General features: G+C 70.0%; 21 protein-coding genes and 1 pseudogene. 5 read left to right on the forward strand and 17 right to left on the reverse strand.

All coding sequences use genetic code 11. From position 1 onward, the window contains the following. Positions 1-3: 3 nt before the first annotated feature. Positions 4-1488, reverse strand: a complete 1485-nt coding sequence (locus MJQ72_RS39265) for an AMP-binding protein (protein WP_240595980.1) — start codon at positions 1486-1488, stop codon at positions 4-6. A gap of 292 nt (positions 1489-1780) precedes the next feature. Between MJQ72_RS39265 and MJQ72_RS39270 the strand changes: the two genes are divergently transcribed. The 3 genes from MJQ72_RS39270 to MJQ72_RS39280 all read left to right on the forward strand — a co-directional run bounded on the left by MJQ72_RS39270 (position 1781) and on the right by MJQ72_RS39280 (position 4670). Then, complete coding sequence (locus MJQ72_RS39270) at positions 1781-2479, forward strand: sigma-70 family RNA polymerase sigma factor (protein WP_240595981.1); 699 nt, start codon at positions 1781-1783, stop codon at positions 2477-2479. 109 nt (positions 2480-2588) lie between these two features. Beyond that, positions 2589-3671, forward strand: a complete 1083-nt coding sequence (locus tag MJQ72_RS39275; RefSeq protein ID WP_240595982.1) for a DUF5667 domain-containing protein — start codon at positions 2589-2591, stop codon at positions 3669-3671. Positions 3672-3767: 96 nt separating this feature from the next. After that, the gene (locus MJQ72_RS39280) at positions 3768-4670 is read left to right on the forward strand and encodes an HAD family phosphatase (RefSeq protein ID WP_016330921.1); all 903 of its coding nucleotides are present in this window, start codon (positions 3768-3770) and stop codon (positions 4668-4670) included. 109 nt (positions 4671-4779) lie between these two features. Here MJQ72_RS39280 and MJQ72_RS39285 read toward each other — a convergent pair whose 3' ends face one another. The 11 genes from MJQ72_RS39285 to MJQ72_RS39335 form a co-directional block, all read right to left on the reverse strand. Further along, a complete protein-coding gene (locus tag MJQ72_RS39285; protein ID WP_240595983.1) occupies positions 4780-5871 on the reverse strand; it encodes a lysophospholipid acyltransferase family protein in 1092 nt (363 codons plus the stop codon). After that, on the reverse strand, positions 5868-6917 hold the full coding sequence (locus tag MJQ72_RS39290; protein ID WP_240595984.1) for an NAD-dependent epimerase/dehydratase family protein: 1050 nt from the start codon (positions 6915-6917) through the stop codon (positions 5868-5870). The genes MJQ72_RS39285 and MJQ72_RS39290 overlap by 4 nt, the downstream gene beginning before the upstream one ends. Positions 6918-7203: 286 nt before the next feature. Continuing rightward, the gene (locus tag MJQ72_RS39295; RefSeq protein ID WP_007030867.1) at positions 7204-7305 is read right to left on the reverse strand and encodes a 30S ribosomal protein bS22; all 102 of its coding nucleotides are present in this window, start codon (positions 7303-7305) and stop codon (positions 7204-7206) included. A 145-nt stretch (positions 7306-7450) separates the two neighbouring features. Next, positions 7451-7666, reverse strand: a complete 216-nt coding sequence (locus tag MJQ72_RS39300) for a helix-turn-helix domain-containing protein (protein WP_016330918.1) — start codon at positions 7664-7666, stop codon at positions 7451-7453. 213 nt (positions 7667-7879) lie between these two features. Continuing rightward, complete coding sequence (proC, locus tag MJQ72_RS39305) at positions 7880-8689, reverse strand: pyrroline-5-carboxylate reductase (RefSeq protein ID WP_240595985.1); 810 nt, start codon at positions 8687-8689, stop codon at positions 7880-7882. Between the two features lie 24 nt (positions 8690-8713). Next, on the reverse strand, positions 8714-9544 hold the full coding sequence (locus MJQ72_RS39310; RefSeq protein ID WP_240595986.1) for a thioesterase family protein: 831 nt from the start codon (positions 9542-9544) through the stop codon (positions 8714-8716). A gap of 141 nt (positions 9545-9685) precedes the next feature. Further along, entirely contained in the window at positions 9686-10483 is a 798-nt protein-coding gene (locus MJQ72_RS39315) for a sugar phosphate isomerase/epimerase (RefSeq protein ID WP_240595987.1), read from the reverse strand. Positions 10484-10505: 22 nt separating this feature from the next. Next, a complete protein-coding gene (locus MJQ72_RS39320) occupies positions 10506-11438 on the reverse strand; it encodes a hypothetical protein (RefSeq protein WP_240601611.1) in 933 nt (310 codons plus the stop codon). Between the two features lie 695 nt (positions 11439-12133). After that, positions 12134-13123 (reverse strand): Ppx/GppA phosphatase family protein, encoded by a 990-nt coding sequence (locus tag MJQ72_RS39325; protein WP_240595988.1) that lies wholly within the window; start codon positions 13121-13123, stop codon positions 12134-12136. A gap of 143 nt (positions 13124-13266) precedes the next feature. Next, positions 13267-13956 (reverse strand): response regulator transcription factor, encoded by a 690-nt coding sequence (locus tag MJQ72_RS39330; RefSeq protein ID WP_005167072.1) that lies wholly within the window; start codon positions 13954-13956, stop codon positions 13267-13269. Then, complete coding sequence (locus MJQ72_RS39335) at positions 13953-15185, reverse strand: cell wall metabolism sensor histidine kinase WalK (RefSeq protein WP_240595989.1); 1233 nt, start codon at positions 15183-15185, stop codon at positions 13953-13955. The genes MJQ72_RS39330 and MJQ72_RS39335 overlap by 4 nt, the downstream gene beginning before the upstream one ends. A gap of 272 nt (positions 15186-15457) precedes the next feature. Here MJQ72_RS39335 and MJQ72_RS39340 point away from each other — a divergent pair, with 272 nt between their 5' ends. Beyond that, a complete protein-coding gene (locus MJQ72_RS39340) occupies positions 15458-16105 on the forward strand; it encodes a LuxR family transcriptional regulator (protein ID WP_073846221.1) in 648 nt (215 codons plus the stop codon). After that, positions 16102-17019 (forward strand): hypothetical protein, encoded by a 918-nt coding sequence (locus MJQ72_RS39345; RefSeq protein WP_240595990.1) that lies wholly within the window; start codon positions 16102-16104, stop codon positions 17017-17019. Before MJQ72_RS39340 ends, MJQ72_RS39345 begins: the two co-directional genes overlap by 4 nt. Positions 17020-17110: 91 nt before the next feature. Here MJQ72_RS39345 and MJQ72_RS39350 read toward each other — a convergent pair whose 3' ends face one another. The 5 genes and pseudogenes from MJQ72_RS39350 to MJQ72_RS39375 form a co-directional block, all read right to left on the reverse strand. Beyond that, the gene (locus tag MJQ72_RS39350; protein ID WP_125678918.1) at positions 17111-17860 is read right to left on the reverse strand and encodes a phosphoglyceromutase; all 750 of its coding nucleotides are present in this window, start codon (positions 17858-17860) and stop codon (positions 17111-17113) included. A gap of 450 nt (positions 17861-18310) precedes the next feature. Beyond that, positions 18311-19221 (reverse strand): annotated as a pseudogene (locus tag MJQ72_RS39355) (DUF4349 domain-containing protein); the annotation flags it as partial. A 68-nt stretch (positions 19222-19289) separates the two neighbouring features. After that, positions 19290-19805, reverse strand: coding sequence for a YbjN domain-containing protein (locus MJQ72_RS39365; RefSeq protein ID WP_240595993.1), 516 nt, complete (start codon positions 19803-19805; stop codon positions 19290-19292). After that, positions 19802-21106, reverse strand: coding sequence for a D-inositol-3-phosphate glycosyltransferase (gene mshA, locus MJQ72_RS39370; RefSeq protein WP_240595994.1), 1305 nt, complete (start codon positions 21104-21106; stop codon positions 19802-19804). Before mshA ends, MJQ72_RS39365 begins: the two co-directional genes overlap by 4 nt. A 21-nt stretch (positions 21107-21127) precedes the next feature. Then, on the reverse strand, positions 21128-21940 hold the full coding sequence (locus MJQ72_RS39375; RefSeq protein WP_240595995.1) for an alpha/beta fold hydrolase: 813 nt from the start codon (positions 21938-21940) through the stop codon (positions 21128-21130). Between the last annotated feature and the right edge of the window lie 23 nt (positions 21941-21963).

Consider the following 21963-nt stretch of genomic DNA (forward strand, 5'->3'; position numbering starts at 1 on the left):
TCCTTACCTGAGGCGGAGACGGCGAAGCTTCCCGGTGGCCGAATGCGGCAGCGACTCCGCGAACTCGACGGTATGCGGCACCTTGTACCCGGCCAGATGCTCGGCGCAGTGCTCGACGACCTGCTGTTCCGACAGCGAAGCGCCGGGAGCGGGGACGACGACGGCCTTCACCGCCTCACCGGTCCGCTCGTCGACGACACCGACGACGCCCGCCTCGACGACCTCGTCCAGCATCGAGATCACGTTCTCGACCTCGTGCGGGAAGACGTTGAAGCCGTTGACGATGATCAGGTCGTTGGCCCGGTCCACCAGGTGCAGGTCGCCGTCGGTGTCGAGGTAGCCGACGTCGCCGGTGCGGAACCAGCCCTCCTCGTCGGGGCCGTGCGAGCCGTCGGGCCAGTACCCGGAGAACAGGTTCGCGCCGCGGATCGACACCAGGCCGGTGCCGCCATCCTCGTCGAAGGCGTCGCCGAGGTCGTCCGGGTCCAGCGGGACCGGCTCCGCGTCGCCGTCGCTGTCGACCAGCCGGAGCTCGACGCCGGGCAGCGGCCGCCCGACCGAACCCGGCTTCGGGTAGCCGGTGACCAGGGTCGTGGTGACCACGGGCGCGCATTCGGTGAGGCCGTAGCCCTCGTAGACGTCGAGTCCGGTGGCGCCGCGGAGCGCGGTGAGGATCTTGGGATGCAGCGGCGCCGCGCCCGACGTCATCCGCCGGACGGTCGAGAGGCCCTGCCCGAGCTCCTCGGGGTCCATCGCAGCGAATTCGGCGTACATCGCGGGCACGCCGGCGATCGACGTCACCCGGTACTCGGCGCAGTCGGCCAGGGTGCGCTCGGCGAGGAAACGCTCGGACAGGATCGCCGTCGCGCCGACCGCCGTGGTCTGCAGCAGGCCCGGGCCCAGGCCGTAGACGTGGAACAACGGGATGGTGATGAGCACGCGGTCGCCGTGCACGAGCGGCGTCGGGACGATCCGGCTCAGCTGGTCGAGGTTCGCCAGCAGCGCCCGGTGCGACAGCATCACGCCACGCGGCGGTCCGGTCGTGCCGGAGGTGTACGAGATGACCGCTATGTCCTCACCGGCGCCGGACGCGTCGACCGGTTCGGCTGCTCCATCCGAAGTAACAGGCGGTGAGAGGCTTGTCACCCCGTCGGGGAGTTCCTCGGCGGGTTCGCGTTCGAGGACGAGCCGCGCGCCGCTGTGCTCCAGCAGCCCGTTCAGCTCGGCCGACGGCCCCTGGGGCGAGACCGGGACGACCACCGCGCCCGCCCGGAGCGCCCCGAACAGGGAGACGGCGAACGCGGCCGACGTCGGCAGCCGCAACGCGACCCTGTCCCCGCGCTCGATTCCCGCGTCGAGCAGGGCACGGGCCAGCCCGTTGGCGGCGTTGTCGAGTTCCGCCCAGGTCAGCGCGACCCCTCCGCCGGTCTCCTGGACGGCCACCTTGCCGGGCCACTGACGGGCGGCCTCGGCGAGCAAAGTGGGCACATTTGGATCGGCAACCTGCTCCGCGCTCAACTGCGAACCTCTTCCCTCGGTGAACGGCGTTGCCAGTTTGTCATCCCGGCCACCGTCATGGGGGTCACTCGCTTTCGTCGCAGTTCCGTAACCCCGCCACCGCTACCTACTTCGCGGTAACTACACGTATGCTGCTGGGCGTCGTCGAGTGGTGTTGATCACTCGATGGTGAGAAAGGGAGTCCGGACGTGCAGATCTTGCAGGCCCACGCGGCGGTGGGACATGCGGGCCGATCCTCCCTGTCCGGAACGGGAGGTGGACCGTGACTCTTCCCGCGCCGAACCCCGTCTCGATGCTGGCGGGCCACATCCTCCGCCGGAGTGGTTTCCCCGCGGCGCCCGCAGCCCGGCCCAAGGCCGACGAAGGCTCAGACGCCGCCGAAGCCGCGAAGGCCGAAGCGTGGGAGCTGGTCAGCGCCGCGCAGGACGGCGACACCTCCGCGTTCGGACGGCTCTACGACCGCTATGTGGACGTCGTCTACCGCTACGTCCTGTTCCGCCTCGGCGACCGGGACCTCGCCGAAGACGTCACCAGCGAGACCTTTCTCCGGGCGCTGCGCCGCATCACGTCCGTGAGCTACCAGGGGCGTGATGTCGGCGCCTGGTTCGTCACCATCGCGCGCAACATCATCCTCGACCACGTGAAGTCGAGCCGATTCCGCCTCGAAGTCGTCACAGACGAGGTCGCCGAGCCCAACGGGGCGCCGATCGGGAACGTCGGCGTGCAGGCCGTGGCGGGCCCGGAACAGCAGGCCATCAGCCGCGCCACCCGCGCCGAACTGCTGCGTTGCGTCGCCGAACTCGGCGAGGACCAGCGCGAGTGCATCGTGCTGCGGTTCATGCAGGGGCTCTCGGTCGCCGAGACCGCCGCGATCATGAAGCGCAACGAGGGCGCCATCAAGGCCCTTCAGCACCGCGCGGTACGCCGTTTGGCACAACTTCTGCCCACAGGATTGCGTTAAAGTCCCATATTTATGCCTCACCCGGCCTTGCCGTAACCCTTGGGCGTCCCCGCTCGTTTTCACTGCCAGACCGGTGTCAGGACCGGGCTGAGCAGATGGAGACTTCGCCGTGGGCGTGCCGGGATGGTTCGCGCGGGAGCGGGCGGACGGTGACCGCTTCGCCGACCTTGTCGACGGCACCGAATCCCCGGACGACGACGAGTTCGCGCACGAGCTCGCGCTCGTCGGCGGTTTGCGTGAACTCGGCGCCGGCGGCGCCCCCGACGCGGAGACCCGGCAACGCATCCGAGACGAGATCGCCGGGCGTCTCGCCGAAGCCGAAGCGGCGCCGAAGCGACGTGGTCACGCCGTCGCCAATCTCGCCGCGGCCGCCGTCGCGCTGGTGCTGGCGCTCGGCGGGATCACGCTGTTGCTGTCCAAGGACGCGTTGCCGGGCGATCCGCTCTACGGCATCAAACGAGCGGGTGAATCGGCCTCGCTCGGCCTCACCTTCGACGAGCACGACAAGGCGAAGAAGCATCTGGAGTTCGCCGCGAACCGCGTCGGCGAACTGGACGAGCTGACCAGGCAGGGCGCGCCCACCGACGCGTATTTCACCGGGCTCGCCGATTTCGAGACCGATCTCCGCGCCGGCGTCTCGCAGCTGACGGCGCTCGTCACCGATCAGGGTGGCCAGGCCCGGCTGGCCGAACTCCGCACGTGGGCGCGGAACCAGTCCGACCGGCTCGGCCTCCAGGTCGAGCAAGCGCCCGCCGAGGCGCGCGACAAGTTCTCCGCGGCCCGTGCCCTGCTCGACAAGGTCCAGGAGCGCACGACGGATCTCGGCTCGCGCCTGGTCTGCTACACGATCACCACAGGCACTTCCGACGAACTGGGCGCGGTCCCGGCCGCCGGCGACTGCGTCCGCAACCCCGACTCCCCCGACGCCGTCCTGCCGCCGGTGACGTCTTCCCCGCCGTCGTCGGCTCCGTCGGCGACGCCGACACCGACCTCGGCCCCGCCGTCGTCCGCTGTGGACACCGCGACCCCGACCGGACCGCTCGCCCCGCCGACCGGAGGCACACCGCCGCCCGTGGTGGCCACGCCGCCGCCGACCACGCGGACGGTTCCGCCGACGACCACCACGCGGCCGCCGCCGCTGGTTTCGATTCCGCCGCTCATCCCGGGACTACCGCCGATAATCATCGGCTGACTCGGTGTCACATGAGGCAGTCGCCACACCCGGGACAGCCTGGTCGGCCGCTCGCTACGCTGTGCACAGGCACCTGGGATTCCGGAGGCGGTGTGCGTGTCAGTGTGGCGGGGCAGGGATAAGAGTCAAGAGCTCGAACGGCTGGCCGAGCTCGCGGGCGAGGCGTCGGCCGAGGCCGCCATGGCGACCGCGTCCGCCGAAGCCCTCGAACCGCCCGCGCCGCCCGCTCCGCCGGACCTGACGGCGGCCGCGTTCTTCGACGTCGACAACACCATGATGATGGGCGCGTCGATCTTCTACTTCGCCCGCGGGCTGGCCGCGCGCAAGTTCTTCACGTCCGCCGATCTGGCCGGATTCGTCTGGCAGCAGGTGAAATTCCGGCTCGGCGGCCGGGAGAACAAGGAGGACATCAAAACCCACCGCGAGCGCGCACTGTCCTTTGTGGCCGGTCGCACCGTGCAGGAACTGACCGACATCAGCGAAGAGATCTACGACGAGCTGATGGCGGACAAGATCTGGTCCGGCACCAGGGCGCTCGCGCAGATGCACCTCGACGCCGGACAGCGTGTCTGGCTGGTCACCGCGACCCCGATCGAACTCGCGGCCATCATCTCGCGGCGCCTCGGCCTCACCGGCGCGCTGGGCACCGTCGCGGAGACCAAGGACGGTGTCTACACGGGCCGCCTCGTCGGCGACCTGCTGCACGGCCGCGCGAAAGCTCACGCCGTGCGGGCGCTGGCGTCACGCGAAGGGCTGAATCTCAAGCGCTGCACGGCGTATTCGGACTCGCAGAACGACGTCCCGATGCTGTCGGTCGTCGGGACCGCCGTCGCGGTGAACCCGGACGGCGGTCTTCGCGACGTCGCACGGGCGCGCGGCTGGGAGATCCGTGACTTCCGGACCGGACGCAAGGCCGCGAAGATCGGCGTGCCGTCGGTGCTCGGCGTCGGTGCCGTGGCCGGTGCCGTCGCGGCGGGCATGGCCTACCGGAAGCGCTGACCGCGTAACTCGCGTGCTTGAGGCCGTAACTCACGTGCTTGAAGCCGGAACTCGTGAGTTACGCCTTCAAGCACGCATGTGACGGCTTCGAGCACGCGAGTTACGTGTTCTAGCCCTTGAAGACGCTCTTCCGCTGCGAAAGGCGTTTGTACAGCGACTGCTGGATCGACTCCCGCACCTGGTCGGTCAGCGTGAACACGAGCATCGGGTCGTCGACGGCGTCCGCGTCGTAGGTGTCCGTGCGGATGGGCTCCCCGAACTCGATGCTCCACTTCGTCGGCAGCGGGATCGCGCCGAGCGGGCCGAGCAGCGGGAAGAACGGCGTCACCGGGAAGTACGGCAGGCCGAGCACCCGCGCGAGCAGCTTGATGTCCCCGACCTTCGGGTAGATCTCCTCCGCGCCGATGACGGACACGGGGATGATCGGCGCCCCGGTCCGCAGCGCGGCGGAGACGAAGCCACCGCGGCCGAACCGCTGCAGCTTGTACCGCGACGAGAACGGCTTCCCGATGCCTTTGAACCCTTCCGGCCAGACGCCGACGAGTTCTCCCTTGCGCAGCAGGCGTTCCGCGTCGGCGTTGCAGGCGAGCGTCTGCCCGGACTTGCGGGCGAAGGAGCCGATCAACGGGAGCTGGAACACCAGATCCGCGCCGAGGCCGCGCAGGTGCCTGCCGCCGGGGACGTGGTCGTGCACGGCGACGGCGGTCATCAGCGCGTCGAGCGGCACCGTGCCGGAGTGGTTCGACACCAGCAGCGCGCCGCCGTCGGCCGGCAGGTTCTCGACGCCGAAGGTGTCGACCCGGAACCACTTCTCGTACAGCGCGCGCAGCGGCGGCAGCAGCAGGGTCTCGGTGAGCTCGGCGTCGAAGCCGAACTCGTCGACGGTGTAGTCGCCGGTCAGCCTGTCCCGCAGGAACGCCAGCGCCGTCCTGAGCGAGTCCGGGAGGAGGTCCGCGTCGGCGGGCCGGGTCCGGGCGGGCGAGACCCGCGCCGCCCCGGGGAACTCGACGACAGGTGCGTCGGCCCGGCGTTCCTGCTCCAGATGCTCTTGAGCTTCTTCCGACTCGCGAAGATCCCGTTCCGCCTGGGCGGCCGGGTCCGGCTTCTCTCTGCCGGGGCCGTGCAACGGGATGACCTGCGCTTCAGCGCCGCTCACGTCTTCCGCCTCGCCTTCGTGAGAGTTCTCGTGTGGCCTGCTCATCGGTGCGCCGCCTGTCCGGTCGCCGCGGCCACCAGCACCTTGCCGGCGAATCCGGCGAGCTTGCCGCCGTCCACCACGGGCCGGAGCCCGCGGCCGGTGATGTAGTCGTCGAACGCTTCCCGCGTCGTCCACCGCGGGGTGTAGCCGAAGTCCTTCTTGAGCTTCGTGATGTCCACGACGCGGCCGAAGTTCAGCAGCCGGACCTGATCGGCGGAGAAGTCGACCACCCGCGCACCGCGCAGCACCTTGCCGACCGACGGCACGACGCCGCTGGGCATCGGCAGCTCGACCCGCCCGGCTCGCCGGATCGCCTGGGAAAGGGTGAGAACCCCCTCCGAGCCGACGTTGAACACGCCGGGCCGGTCGTTCAGCGTCGCCTGTTCGAAGACGGCCAGCGCGTCGGAGGCGTGAAGCAGCTGGATGCGCGCGTCGTAGCCGAAGACGGTCGGGACCACCGGCAGCGCGAAGTAGCGCGAGAGCACCGTGTCGATCTCCGGGCTGATGATGTTGGCGAACCGGAGCAGGGTCGTCGTGATGTCGGGACGACGGCGCATGAGCCCGCGGACGTACCCCTCCATCTCGACGGCGTCCTTCGCGTAGCCGCTGGCCGAGGTGGGGATGAGCTCCGAATCCTCGGTGAAGACGGCTTGGGAGCGCGCGCCCGCGCCGTAGACGGCGGCCGTCGACTTCACCACGAGCTTGCGCACGAGCGGCGAACGCTGGCAAGCCGCCAGGAGCCGCATCGTGCCGATGACGTTGACCTCTTTGATCGCCGTCCGGCGAGCCGGCCCCGCCGGATGCGCGGTGCACGAGGCGTGCACCACGGTGTCGACCTTGGCCGTGCTGATCACCTTCGCGATCAGCGGATTGCGGATGTCGGCACGGACGTACTCGGCGTGCCCCATCCGCTGCAGCACCGACTTCTGCGGAGGCGTGGTGTCGACGCCGATCACCCGCTCGAACTCCGGATTGTTGCCGAGTCTGGCGAGCAGCTTCCCGCCAAGGTCTCCCCCGACCCCGGTCACGAGCACGATGTTCGACGGCATAGGACTCCCTGCGGCTTTGGGCGGTTCTCGGACTTCGATCACGGGGTCCTGATGACCTTGAGCGCAAAATTGATCCACCGAGTGTGCGCGTACCTGCACTCATTGGAAGCATCGCGCGGCTGCCCTTGAGATGTTACCGCTCATTAGGGGTAGTCGAGTCAGCGCTTACATGCTATTAACCCGCTGCTCGCAGAGGGGATGCACGTCTCACTCGAATGGGCGGAAACCGTCCACGAAATGGGAATGGCCCGCCCAGAACCTGGGCGGGCCACTCACCGGCTGTGTCTTACTTGCCGGCCTTCCTACGCTGAACGCGCGTCCGGCGCAGCAACTTGCGGTGCTTCTTCTTCGACATGCGCTTACGGCGCTTCTTGATCACAGAGCCCATCGTGAGCGCTCCTTCCTTCGTCGTCGGTCACGCTGCCCGGCGCAGCGTCCAACGGGTGGAGCGCACAGGCACGAGCGGTCTTCCAGGGTACTCGCGCCCCGGAAGACGCCCTCGGGCGGGCACGTTGTGCTCCGCGGACCGAGCCTCAGCCCACGTCGAAGTACGCGCCCTGCAGATACTCGTGTACGGCCTTTTCGGGCACTCTGAACGACTTCCCGACGCGTACCGCGGGCAGCTCGCCCGAGTGAACGAGGCGGTAGACGGTCATCTTGGAGACCCGCATCAGCGTGGCCACCTCGGCGACCGTCAGGAACTGGACCTGGCCCACTGAAGGCAGGTCATCCTTCTTGTTCGGCGGCATGATTCACCGTGTCCTTCGACACGTGTCGCGCCACGAGGCTTCCCCACCTGTGGTATCGACACGCACGTGCTCTCCTGAGAGTAGCGGGACACGTGTGGCTAAAGCGACGCGAGTCACCGGGATGGGCCCGTATCCGGGGGCTGAAGGACGCTTTCACCGCGTCTTATGCACTGAAAGCGTCCTTCACCGCGTGTTATGCGGGGAAAGTCCCCTTCAGCCCTCGTGGGCGCGGCCCAGCTCGGTCGAGCGGTCCTTCGCGGCCTCGATGGCGGCCAGCAGCGCCGCGCGGACGCCGTGCTTCTCCAGCTCGCGGATGGCGTTGATGGTCGTCCCGGCGGGCGAGGTGACGGCTTCGCGCAGCAGCACCGGGTGTTCGTCGGACTCGGCGAGCATCTTCGCCGCCCCGACCGCCGACTGGATGATCAGCTGCCCGGCGAGCGCCCGCGGCAGGCCGAGCAGGATCCCGGCGTCGATCATGGCCTCGACCAGGTAGAAGAAGTACGCCGGACCGGAGCCGGAAAGCGCCGTGACGGCGTCCTGCTGCGATTCGGGCACCTCGACGACCTGCCCGACGTGCGAAAGCAGGTCCTTCACCACCGCGATGTGCTCGGCGGTCGCGTGCGCGCCCGCGGAGACCGCGCTCATCGCCTCTCCGACGAGCATCGGGGTGTTCGGCATGACCCGCACCACCGGGACGCCGTCGGCCAGCCTGCGCTCGTACAGGGCGGTCGGCAGGCCCGCGCACAGCGAGACCACCAGCGACCCCTTGCCGAGCAGCGGCGCGAGCTCGTCCAGTACCGGCTCGATGTCCTGCGGTTTGACCGCGACGACCAGCACGTCGGCCCGGCGGGCGGCATCGGCGACGCTGACGCCGTGCACGCCGTAGCGCTCGGTCAGCTCGGCCGCGCGCGCCGGATACCGCTCGGTGAACAGGAGGTCGTCCGGGCTGTGCCCGCCGTGCAGCAGGCCCGAGAGCAGGGCCTCCCCGATCTTCCCGGCACCCAGAACCGCGATCACGCTCATGCGCTTCAGCGTGCCAAACGGCCGTCAGGCTCCAGGCGCCGGGGCAAGCGCCAGCTGCCGCGCCTGGCAGACCAGCCTGCCCTGCGAATCGACCACGAGGGCGTCCGAGTCGAACCAGGCCTCGTGCACCGACTGGCTCTGGACGATCACGCGCAGCCAGCCCGGCGCCGGCCGGGTGCGCAGCAACGCGGTCAGCTGCACGGTGGGCGCCCAGCCGACCCGGCCGAGGTTGTAGACCACCGGCGGGTTCACGTCACTCGCGAGCAGGGCGAAGTACGGGTCCGCGAGACCGTGCCGGGGCCGGACCCACAGCCGCATCCTCGGCGGGTCGCCGATCCGGCCGTGCAGGTAGCCGACGCTCGCCGGGTCGAGCCGGACCTCGCAGCCCTTCGCGAGGTTGAACAGGCCTTCGGAGGTCTCGCCGGTCACGGGCACCGCGCCGGGCGGCGGCTCCGCGGCCATCGCCGGGACGTCGGTCCACTCCGGCCGCCGCATCGGCAGGCGTCCGGTGGTCACCCTGGCCTCGACGCAGCTGCGGCCCCGCTGCTCCAGCAGGACCCCGACGACCGAGGCGCGCCTGCCGACCTTCCGGACGTCCATGCGCAGCAGCACCGGCCCCACCGCCGGCGGGTGCAGGAACTCCGCGCTGATCGCGAGCGGCTCGGACGGCGGCTCGCCGCGTTCGTGGAGGAACGTGAGGGCGGCGCGTGCCATCAGGGCCATCAGGAAGCCGCCGTGGGGGTGTCCACCGATCGACCATTCGGTACGGAGTACCGCCGTGAACGTGCCGTCACCCAGTGATCTCGTCGCGCATGCCTCGTCGAAGGAGGTGCTCGTTTCGTCGGTCGCGCTCACCGAGCACTGACCCAGGCCACGAGCCGATCCATCGGGGTGCGGGAGATCAACAAGCGCAGCTGGTTCACGGTCGGAACTTTACGTGTACCAGCGCCTCGAGCGCAGGGAGGAATGAATCTCCGCACCTGGAGACGATCTTTGTCACTGACCGAGGTGGAGCCTCGCGAACAAGAGTGACTCCGCAAGGTCCCGCGACCGCCGCGCCGCGCTCGGCGACCGGCGGGTGTTGATCTCCAGCACGACCTGTCCGGAGAAATCGCTGCTCACGAGCTTTTCGAGCAGTTCGGCGCAGGGTTCGATGCCGCGTCCGGGCACCAGGTGCTCGTCCTTCGGGAGTCCGGTGCCGTCCGCCAGATGGACGTGCGCGAGCCCGGAACCCATCCGATCGGCGAGCGCGAGGGCGTCCATCCCGGCTGCCGCTGTATGGGACAGGTCGAGCGTGTAGTGGCGAAACCCTACGTCCGTAGGGTCGATCGACGGCCGGAACGCCGACACCCGCGACGTCCGCGAGCCACCGGGCGGGCGGACCTTGAACATGTTCTCGACCGCGATCTCGATGCCACTGGCGTCTTCGAGTTCGTCGACGAGGTCTCCGAACGCGTCGCCGTAGCGGCGCTGCCACCGGAACGGCGGATGCACGACGACCGTGCGCGCGCCGAGCTCCTGCGCGGCTTCGACCGACATCCGCAGGCGCACCACGGGATCCGGCGACCACACGCGCTGGGTGATCAGCAGCGAGGGCGAGTGGATCGACAGCACCGGCACCCCGGTGCGCCGCGACCAACGGCGCAGCGCGGAGACGTCCTGGCTGACCGGGTCGGCCCAGACCATCACCTCGACACCGTCGTAGCCGAGGTCGGCGGCCAGTTCGAACGCCGCACCCGCCCGCAACGGCCAGACGGACGCCGTCGAAAGGCCTACCGGAACCTGCTGGACCATTCCGGCATTCTTCCCGAGGCCGCTAACGGGCGACCAGCAGGAGTGCGGCCGGTGAGACCGTCACCACCAGTCCGACCAGCACCGCGAGCACCAGGGTCTGCAGATCCTCCGCCTTGCGGATCTTCCGGACGATCCACACCAGCGCGACGATCACCAGCAACGCGGCGACCAGCGCGGCGGCGGGAAGGTTCACCCACAGCCAGTTGAAGCCCAGCCACACCGCGGCACCGCCGACCACGCCGAGGGCGAGCTGACCGGCCAGCGCCAGCCACTGCTTGCCCGGCGAGACCTTCTCCGCGGGCGCCGCGGGCTCGTCGACGACGTCCTCGGCCTGGTCGTCGTAGTCGTCCTCGTACTCGTCGGCGCGGTAGCCGTAGTCGTCACGCTCGAAGTCCGGGCCGCCGTCGGGGTACGCCGGGTCGGCGAACTCGCGTTCGTACTCGTCCAGGTTGTCCTGGCGGTCACGGTCGTCGAGGGAATGCGGCGGCACGAACGGCATCGGCGCCGGGTGGCCCATGGTCGGCGGGCCCGCGTCGAACGGGTCCGGCTCGGGCTCGGGGTCCGGCTCGACGGGCGCGACCGGGGGCGGCACCGGCGGGATCCCGCCGATCTCGGTGTCCTCGGACTGCACCTTCTGCCTGCGCTTGCGCCAGCCGGCGAGCCCGGCGGGCGGTGCCGCCGGCTCGACGGGCGCCTCGGGTTCGGGCGCGGTCTCGTCGCCGACCGCGGCGAACTGCTCGGTGCTCGGCTCGGCCTTCGGCTGCGGCGGACGGGCGGCCGGACGGCGGCGCCGCGCCGGCTGGGCGGGCGGCGTCGCGAACGCGCCACTGGCCATCGGGCCCGGCTGGTCCTGGACGTCTTCCGCCGGGGCGTCGAGGCCGCCGTCGAGTCTCGCCGAGAGGCCGGAGGACGGGGGCCCGGCAGGCGGCTCGGGACGGCGGCGGACCGGCGGCACCGCGCCACGGGTCTCCTCCGGTCCCGACGGCCGCGGACGGCCGCGCGGGGGCAGCCCCTCGGAGTCCGGGGACGCTGCTGGTAGCCGGACTGCTCCTGCGGCGGCGTCGGCCGCACGAACTGACCCGACTGCTGCGGCGGACGCTGCTGGTAACCGCTCTGCTCCTGCGGCGGCGTCGGCCGCACGAACTGTCCGGATTGCTGCGGCGGACGCTGCTGATAGCCGCTCTGCTCCTGCGGCGGGCGCACCGGCGGCGTCTGCCGGGTCGGGGCGTTCGGCGGCACCGGCAGCGGCCCGGAGTCCTGCTGCGGCTGCGGGAGCGGACGCGCGCCGGAATCCTGCTGGGGGCGCGAGCGGCGCGGCGGACGGTTGGCGGGCGGCGGGGTGTCGCCGGACACCCTGTCGATGATCGCCTGCGGCGCGGTGTCGCTCACCGACGGCGCGCGCCGTCCGCGAGTGGGCTCGGGAGCCTCGTCGTCGTCGGCCGCGCGGCGTCGCCTGCGGCGCCCGCCTTCTGGCTGGGCTCCGTGCTGCGCGAGCAGCTCCGCCACGGTCTTCTGTGGCTGGCCGCTCTCTGTCTCGTCCGTCATACCGTGCTGTCCAATGCGCGCTCCAGCCGTTGTGAACCGGCACGCGACGGGGCATCGGCGGCGTCGCGCGCGCTATCCACCGTCATCCGCATTTCCGTCACCTCTTCACCGTGCCCGTTCTCCGTCGACTAAGTCCAGTCGGGCGCTGCCGCCCACAGTCTCGTCCGCACCGTTCGAATGGTCCAGCCGTCGAAGGATGACACCTTCTCGCAGCGCCCACGGACAGATCTCCAGTTCTTCCAGGGAAAGCGCCCGCATGGTGGCTTGTGCGACGAGCGCGCCGGCCACCAGCTGATGCGACCTGCTCGCGCTGACCCCCTCGAGTTGGGCCAGGTCATGGGCGGTCATCCGGGAGATGAACGCGATGAGCTGGCGCAACGCGGTGTCGGTCAGGGTACGGCGCACATGCGGCCCGCTCGCCGACGGCGCCGCTCCGGTCAGCCGGGCGAGTGACCGGAACGTCTTCGAGGTCGCCACGACACGATCGGGTTCACCCAATTTGGCGACCTTCTTCGCGAGCGGGGCGAGTTGTTCTTCGAGCCACACCGAAGTCGCGATGAGCTCCGAACGCGACGGCGGATCGTGCTGGAACCGCGTCCGCGTGGTCCGGCCCGCGCCCAGCGGCAGCGATTCGGCCAGGTCCGGTTCCTCGTCGCGGCCCATCGCGATCTCGAGCGAGCCGCCGCCGATGTCGAGCACCAGCAGCTTGCCCGCCGACCAGCCGAACCAGCGGCGCACGGCGAGGAAGGTGAGCCGGGACTCGTCGATCCCGGAAAGCACCTGGAGTTCGACTCCGGTCTGCTCCTGGACCTTCGCCAGCACCTTCGGGGCGTTCTTGGCTTCGCGGACCGCGGAGGTGGCGAACGCCATGACCTCTTCGCAGCCGAGCCGGGCCGCGGCCGCCTTCGCCGATTCGACCGCGCGTACGAGGCTGTCCGCGCCCGCGCGGCTCAGGTCGCCGTTGCGGGTGATCTGCTCGGCGAGGCGGAGGACGGCCTTTTCGGAATGCATCGGGGTCGGGTGGGCGCCACGGTGGGCGTCGACCACGAGCAGGTGGACGGTGTTGGAACCGACGTCGAGTACCCCTAGGCGCACGAGCGTCTACGGTACCCGCCCCCACGTCAGGTCACGAAACCGTAACCGTGATCTGTATCGCAGGAGGCCGGGGGCTGAAGGACGCTTTCCCCGCATGCGATGCGACGAAAGCGTCCTTCACCGCTCCATCCATGCCCTTCAGCTCACGTCTCGAACTTGTAGCCCAGGCCCCGGACGGTGACCAGGTGCCGGGGCGAGCCCGGGTCCGGCTCGATCTTCGACCGCAGCCGCTTCACGTGGACGTCGAGCGTCTTGGTGTCGCCGACGTAGTCCGCGCCCCACACCCGGTCGATCAGCTGCCCGCGGGTGAGCACGCGGCCCACGTTGCGCAGCAGGTACTCGAGCAGGTCGAACTCCTTGAGCGGCAAGGACACCTCCTGGCCGTCGACGGTCACCACATGCCGCTCGACGTCCATCCGCACCGGCCCGGCGGTGAGCACGAGCGGGGCCAGGTCGCCTTCCGAGCCCGGCTCGCCGCCGCGGCGCAGCACCGCCCGCACCCGCGCGATGAGCTCACGGGCCGAATACGGCTTGGTGACGTAGTCGTCGGCGCCCAGTTCCAGCCCGACGACCTTGTCGATCTCGCTGTCACGCGCGGTCACCATGATCACCGGTACCGCGGACCGCTGCCTCAGCTGCTTGCAGACGTCGGTGCCGCTCATACCGGGGAGCATGAGGTCGAGCAGGACGATGTCGGCGCCGTTGCGGTCGAACTCCTCGAGCGCCTGCTGCCCCGTCACGGCGACGGCGGCGGTGAAGCCCTCTTTGCGGAGCAAGAACGCGAGCGGGTCGGCGAACGACTCTTCGTCCTCGACGATGAGAACCCTCGTCACAGGTTTCCTCCATGGTCGGGGCTTTCTTGCCCTGTTGCCACGAGACGGGGTGTCCGCTCGGGGGTCTTCTCCGGCCGGGACACCGGCGGAGCCTGTTTCACGGGCGCGGCCGGTTCGGCGGGGATGTGCGCGGGGATGCGCAGGGTGAACGTCGACCCGGTGCCGGGACGGCTCCACAGGCCGACCGAACCGCCGTGGTTGGCGGCCACGTGCTTGACGATCGCCAGCCCCAGCCCGGTGCCGCCGGTCGCCCGCGACCGCGCCTTGTCCGCGCGGTAGAACCGCTCGAAGACGCGCTGCTGCTCGTCCTCGGCGATCCCGATACCGCGGTCGGTCACCGCGATCTCGACCTTGCCGTCGACCAGGCGCCTGCTGATCGACACCGGGCTGCCCGCCGGCGAGTACGCGACGGCGTTCTCCAGCAGGTTCGAAAGCGCGGTGACCATCAGCGTCCGGTCGCCCTCGATGAGCAGCCCGCTGGCCGCGTCGGTGGTGATGGTGATCTCGGCGGATTCCGCCGAAAGCGTCGTCCGGCCGAGTGCCTCGCGGACCACGGCGTCGACCTCGACGACGTTCAGGTCGGGCAGCCGCTCGGCGCCCTGCAGCCGGGACAGCGCGATCAATTCGGTGACCAGCTGGCCCAGCCGGGTCGATTCGCGGAGGATCTTGCCGCCGAAGCGGCGGACCTCCTCGGTGTCCTCCGCGGCGTCGAGGACGGCCTCGGTGAGCAGCGCGATCGCGCCCACCGGCGTCTTCAGCTCGTGGCTCACGTTCGCGACGAAGTCCCGCCGGACGGCTTCGAGCCGGATCGCCTCGGAGTGGTCGACGGCCTCGACCACGGTGAACCCGTCGCCGAGCGGGCGGACCTCGCCGAGGACGGCCTCGGGCTGACGGCCCCTCGCCTCCAGCGGGGACAGGTCGATCTCCATCGGCTCGTCGGTCTCGACCACCTGCTCGGCGGCCTTGCGGGCCCGCGGATCGGCCTGGTTGACCTTCACCAGCCCCAGCTCGTAGGCGCGCGGATTGTGCAGGACCATGTCGCCGAACTTGTTGAGGACGACGACGCCGTTGTTGCTGGACCGCACGAGGCGTTCCAGCAGTTCGGCCACGGTGGGGCCGATCGGCCGCCGCTCCTCGCGGCGGGCACGGCCCCTCGCGATCAGGAAGCCGAAAACCACACCGACGATCAGTCCGCCGACGGCCAGGGCGAGTGCAACAGGCGTGGTCACAGGGGAATCGTAAGCGCGTGGGTAGTCTTTTGGCCTAGTCCCGGCCGCGTACTCGTGATGCCTATGACACCTGGAGACACCCTGTTCGCCTGCAGGTCAGCCGCCGTTCACGTGGCCGATCCCTGGCCGAGACCTCGTGGGTGAGGCGGGTCACCCGAAACGGGGACATCGTCGCCGTGTGATGCCCGGATCCCGACTTTCGTCGTGACTATCCACAGGCGAATAGCGACGTTCCCGTCACGGTCCCCGGGGAATGTTGGAAGACTGTCGCCGTGGAACTCGTCAGTGACATCTCCCTGATTCGCGGAGAAGAAGAGCTGTTCGACCGGACGGCTCATCTGTTCGTCGCGGCGACCGACATCGCGTGCGCGGCCGACGACCTCTACACGTGGGCGCTTTCGCGGCCGTCGCTCACGCGGCAGGGCGAACGGCTCGTGCACGACAAGCGGATCCGCAAGCTGTACCGCCCCGGCGTCCTGCTGAACGAGCAGACCGCGCAGCATCTGCACCACCTGTCCGGGCTGGGCGCGCAGATCAGGATCGGCACCGAGGAGATCAACGAGACGATCCTGCTCGACGAGCGGGTCGCGATCATGGCCGGCGACGAGGGCAAGGCGGTGCGCTCCTACAGCGTCATCTCGCGGCCCGAGCTGGTGCAGGGCATCCTGTCGCTGTTCGAAACCGCCTGGCTCGCGTCCACCACCCTGGAGACGTTCGACGCGCGGTTCGCCGACATCCGGATGGAGGCACCGCAGATCCTCGAGTTCCTGACCACCGGCTGCAAGGACGAGAAGGCCGCGAAGAGCCTCGGAATGGGCGTGCGCACCTATCAGCGTCGCGTCTCGGAGCTGCTGGTCGCGCTCGGCGTGACGTCGCGCCTGCAGGTCGACGCGCGGGCACGGGAACTCGGCCTGCTGTGAAGCGCTGGGCGGGGTTGGCCGTGCTGCTCGCGCTCGCGGGCTGCACCACCACGGTCTCCGGCACCGCCCGGCCCGAACCGGAGAGCCCGCCCGCGAATCTCGCGCTGGTCGATCCCGCTCGGACCGCATCGGTCCTGAACGCGGTGAAGACGGCCGCCGAAGCGGTGTTCTCCTACGACAGCACGGCCGTGCCCGCCTACGAGAAGGCGCTCGCCGACAACGTGACGCCGGGCGCGCGCGACGAGCTGGCGAAACTGTTCGCCGAGGTCCGGAAATCGCCCGAGCCGGTCAAGCTCGTGACCAAGGTGATCGTCTCGGCGGCGATCGAGCAGACGCCGGACAAGGCGCGGGTGCTGACCATGCTCGACCAGAGCAGCACCAGGGCCGGTGCCACCAGCAAGGGCGTCGCGTCGGTGCTGCTCGCGGCCGTGCGCGAGGGTGACCGCTGGCGGATCGGCGAGGTCAAGGTGAATCCGGCGGACTCCCCGCCCGCGGCGGAGAAGCCGGGCGCGGGCGACCGGGTGTTCGCGAGGGTGCGCGATTCCGCGCGCGATGGTGCGCTGCGTGCCGCGGAAGCCCTGCTGAACGTGAATCCGGCCGACCCCGAAGGCACGTACGCCCGCTACGAGTCCGTGTCGACCGGGCAGCTGCTGACCCAGTTTCAGCAGGACAAGGCGGCGCGGCTGAACCAGATCCGGTCCGGGGGCACGAAGGCGTCGCTGGCGCCGAACCCGGCCGCCGCGGTCATGGAGGTCGTGGACGACAAGGCGAGTGTGCTGCTCTTCGCGACGTCGGACGTCACGGACGCGGCCGGGCAGGCGACGAAGCGGTACCTGCCGCTCGTCCTGCGCCTCCAGCGGCTGCCGGACGGGTGGAAGGCGGCGGGCGTCGAGTCGGTCCAGCCCCTGCCCTGAGCTGAAGGACGCTTTCCCCGCGTCTCATGCGATGAAGGGAGCTTTCACCGCGTGAGATGCGGTGAAAGCTCCCTTCAGCAATCTGGGGAGGTCAGCGGCCCTGGTTCGCCACGGCGGCCGCGGCTTCCTTGGCGGCCTCCGGGTCCAGGTAGGTCCCGCCGGCGGTGACCGGCTTGAGGTCTTCGGTCAGGTCGTAGCGCAGCGGGATACCGGTCGGGATGTTGAGCCCGGCGATCGCGTCGTCGGAGATGCCGTCAAGATGCTTCACCAGCGCGCGCAGCGAGTTCCCGTGCGCGGCGACCAGCACGGTCTTGCCCGCGCGCAGATCCGGCACGATCTCGGACTCCCAGTACGGCAGCAGCCGCGCGACGACGTCCTTGAGGCATTCGGTCAGCGGGGCGGCGTCGCCGAGGTCGGCGTAACGCGCGTCGCCCACCTGGCTGAACTCGTCGGCCGGGTCGATCGGGGGCGGCGGGGTGTCGTAGGAGCGGCGCCAGAGCATGAACTGCTCCTCGCCGAACTCGTCGAGGGTCTGCTTCTTGTTCTTGCCCTGCAGCGCGCCGTAGTGCCGCTCGTTGAGGCGCCAGTCGCGCTTCACCGGGATCCAGTGCCGGTCGGCGGCGTCGAGCGCCAGGTTGGCGGTCGAGATCGCCCGGCGCATCAGCGAGGTGTGCACGACGTCCGGCAGCAGGCCGGACTCCGCGAGGAGCTGCCCGCCCTTGCGCGCCTCCTGCTCGCCCTGCTCCGACAGCGGCACGTCCACCCAGCCGGTGAACAGGTTTTCCGCGTTCCACGTGCTCTGCCCGTGACGCAGCAGCACCAGAGTCCCAAGCTCAGCCATGGGGTTCAGCCTGCCAGAGGGAGCGGAAGCGCCGGTCAGAGGGCCGCACTCGACCTTGTTTCTACGGAGAGTGCGTTACCCGTGAGTAACACCTTCACCCGTCCAGAAGACGGGTTGCCAACAAGTCCCGATCCCCGGAAATCAGGCTGCACTCCGTTATCCCGGTTTTCGAAGTTCACTCGAACGGAGTAACCGGTAGTCTTGTGATTACAGGTGGAGATCTGACAGGTTGACTACGTCCCGCGCGGCCGGATTCCACGCACTCCCCGGCTCGACGTGGGTGACGACCGCGACTCGTCTCCCCCCTGCCGAGTCGCGGCGCCCGCCGGCCCCGTTGGCATCCCCCTCGTCACCGGGTCCACCTTGGCGGGAACTTCAGCGGGGCGGCTCGAGATCGCGACTCCCCCCTCCCTCGAGCCGTCCCGCCTGTTCATCTTCGGGGGCCGCAAAGTCCAGCGGAGGCGCGGACGGCAGATCCGAAGCGGTCGCCATCGCGGGTTCCGCCGGACGGCGCCGCTTGCGCAGCCACCACACCAGCGCGGCCGCGGGAACGCCGAAGACCAGCAGGAACGGCGCCATCGCGCCGATCGCGGTCAGGAGGCCGCCGCCGAAGGTCAGGAAAGCGTCCCAGCCGCCGGCCAGCCCGCCGAGGAAGCCGCTGCGGGACTCCTCCGCCGCCGCGACCGTCTCCGCCTTCACCTGCAACGAGATCGTCGACATGGCGACACTGCCCGCCAGGCTTTCGCGACGCTTCTGGAGTGACTCGAGTTCGGCTTCCCGGCTCGTCAGCTCGCTCTCCACCGAGGCGATCTCCGAAACCGACGTCGCCCTCGCGAGCAGCGCGCGGATGCGCTCGACGCTCGCCCGCTGGGTGGCCAGCCGCGATTCGATGTCGACCATCTGCTCGGTCACGTCCGTCGCGGTGACCTCGCGTTTCACCTGCTTCCCGAGCTTCCCGAGCTGGTCCAGCACACCGTCGAGGCGTTCGGAGGGCACGATGACGTTGACCGACGCCCGCTTCTCCTGGGTGCTCTCCTGCCCGGTGTAGCCGGCGGCGCCCTGGGTGATGACGCGCACCTGCGAGATCACGTCGGCGACGTTCGGGGCGGTGAGCTCCAGGCTCGCCGTGCGCACCAGCTTGCGGTCGGTGATCCCCGGCTGCCCCGCGGGCGCGGGGCCTTGCCCGAACCCGCGCTGTCGGTGGCTTCCTTCTTGGGCGCACCTTGGTTCGGCGCCGCTTGCTTCGTGTCGGCCGACATCGGCATCGCGGCCGACTCGCTGCTGCCGGAATCGTTCGCCGAGCAGCCCGCCAGCGCCAGCACGATGCCGGCCGCGGCGGCCCATCTCAATCCCTTGTGCATCAAAACCGTCTCCCTCCAGTGCTGCGGAAAGAGACGGAACGGACGACGGTGCCGTTGCACCGTTCGGGTCACGAGTCGGTCAAGGCTCCGGGTTCGTGCCCGTTCGAAGGCTCGACGAGATGTTTGAACGCCTGGAGGTTCGCGAGCGACTCGCCACGGGAAACGCGCCAATCCCATTCGCGTTTGATCGATTCCGCGAAGCCGAGCTCCAGCAACGTGTTGAAATCGCCGTCGGCGGCTTCCAGCACCTGCCCGAGGATCTTGTCCAATTCGGCTTCGGTGACCGTGTCCAGGCCGAACCGGCCGACCAGGTAGATATCGCCCATCGCGTCCACGGTGTAGTGCACGCCGTACAGCTTCGCGTTGCGGCGCAACAGAAAGCGGTAAACGTCCTCATGGGACTCATCAGGACGGCGGCAGACGAAGGCTTCGACGGCGAAAGCGTGGTCACCGGCGACCAGCCAGCAGTTGGTCTGCAGCTTCTTGGTGCCGGGCAACGTGACGAAATACTTTCCCTCGCCACGCCTTTCGTATTCCAGGCCCGCACTGTCCAAAGAGGACCGCAAGGTCTCGTCGAGCGTCAAACCGCCACCTCCGCGCGCTGTTCGAGGGCACGCCGGAACGCGCCGGTCGCCTGAGCGTACGTGTCCAGCAGGCGGTCCGTCGTCCGGCGCCACGAGAAGCGCCGCGCGTGGACGACGGCGTTGGCCGAAAGCTCGGCCCGCCGATCGGGCCGCAACGCGATGTTCGCGAGCGCGCCCGCCCAGTCCTTCGCGTCGTGTGAGGGCACGAGCAGCCCGGAGACACCGTGCGGGACGGCGACCGGCAGCCCGCCGACCTCGGCCGCGATCACCGGCGTCCCGCAGGCCTGCGCTTCGAGCGCGACCAGCCCGAACGACTCGTTGTAGCTCGGGACGGCGACGACGTCGGCCGCCCGGTAGACGTCGACCAGCGACTGGCCTGGCTGCGGCGGCATGAACCGGGTCTGCGCCTCGATCCCGAGGGAACCGGCCAGTTCGCGCAGGGCCTGCGGCTGCTCCAGCCCGGTCCCGGACGGACCACCGACGATCAGCACCACCAGCCGCGACGCCAGCTCCGGCCGCTCGCGCAGCATTTCGGCCGCGGCCAGCAGGAGGACGTCCGGCGCCTTCAACGGCTGGATGCGGCCCGCGAAGGCCAGCACGATCGCGTCCGTCGGGAGCCCCAGCGCCCGGCGCGAGGCGGCCTGGGAGCCGGGCGTGAAGCGGTCGAGGTCGACGCCCGGCGGGATGGCGTGCACGGCGTGCGGGTCGGCTTCGTACAGCTCGATCAGCTCACGGGCCTCGACTCTGGTGTTCGCGACCAGGCAGTCCGCCTCCTCGACCACCTGCTCCTCGCCGATCACCCGGGTGCGCGGCTCGGGGGTGTCGCCTTCGGCCAACGCGGCGTTCTTGACCTTCGCCAGGGTGTGCGCGGTGTGCACCAGCGGCACGCCCCAGCGGTCGCGGGCGAGCCAGCCCGCCTGGCCGGAAAGCCAGTAGTGCGAATGGATGAGGTCGTAGTAGCCCGGTTCGTGGAACGCCTCGGCCCGCAGCACGCCGGCGGTGAAGGCGCACAGCTGCGCGGGCAGCTCGTCGCGCCCCAGCGGCTCGAACGGCCCGGCCGGGATGTGCCGGACGAGCACGCCGGGCGCCAGTTCGGCGATCGGCGGCTGATCCGAGGACGTGGCCCGCGTGAACACCTCGACCTCGACGCCCCGGCGGGCCATCTCGGTGGCCGTCTGGCTCACGTAGACGTTCATGCCGCCGGCGTCGCCGGTACCCGGCTGCTCCAGCGGAGAAGTGTGCAACGACAGCACCGCGACGCGCCTGGGCGCGGCGTCGAACCCGTGCAGAGGGATCGTCACCTGGTCAACACTCCCGAAGTCCTACTGATCGGCGAACCCGCGCAGCAGTTCACCGAACTCGTCCGCCGCTTCGGCGAACGGCAGATGCCCCACCTCAGGTAGCCAACGCACGACGGCCCCCTGAATCTTCCCCGCCGCGTACTCCGACGCCGTCGGATCGATCACAGCGTCCGCGAGACCATGGACGATAAGTGCCGGTTTGTCCAGATCGCGAAGGACGTCCTCGCTCCCGACGTCACGCCGGAACAGCGCGGAGCGCACCGCGGGCGGCGTGGAAAGGCAGGCACCGAGCAGCGATTGGGCGAGCGTGCCGGACACCGGGGCGGCGGTCATCCGCGCGCTGAACTGCACCAACGCGGGAATCGCGACCGCCGGATCGTCCGAAAGCACCGCCGGGATGGCGTCGCGCATCGCGGGCCCGACCTTGCCGCCGGGGCGGTTCTTGCCGATTTCTGTGATAGCGCCCACAAAAACGACGCCGCCGAGCCGCGAAGAGCCGTGCACCCGGAGGTAGTCGGTGATGACCAGCCCGCCGTAGGACCAGCCGACGACGATCGCGTCCTCACCGGCGAAGTCGAGAACGGAGGCGAGATCCTCCGCCCACACCCTCGGATCGTCGTAGCCGGCGGAGGGCACTTCGGAATCCCCGTGACCTCGCAGATCCATCGCGACCAGGCGGAACCGCTCACTGAGCGCGGGATCCGCCAGCTGCGGCGCCCAGGCCCGGCCCGACTGGGCCCAGCCGTGCACGAACACGATCGGACGGGTGTTCTCGGCGCCCTCGACCCACAAACCGATCCGGGTCCCGCCGTAGCCGACTACCTCGGTCTTCATGCCCGCAGCCTATGAGGTTCCGG

Source organism: Amycolatopsis sp. EV170708-02-1, assembly GCF_022479115.1.
Classification (GTDB): domain Bacteria; phylum Actinomycetota; class Actinomycetes; order Mycobacteriales; family Pseudonocardiaceae; genus Amycolatopsis.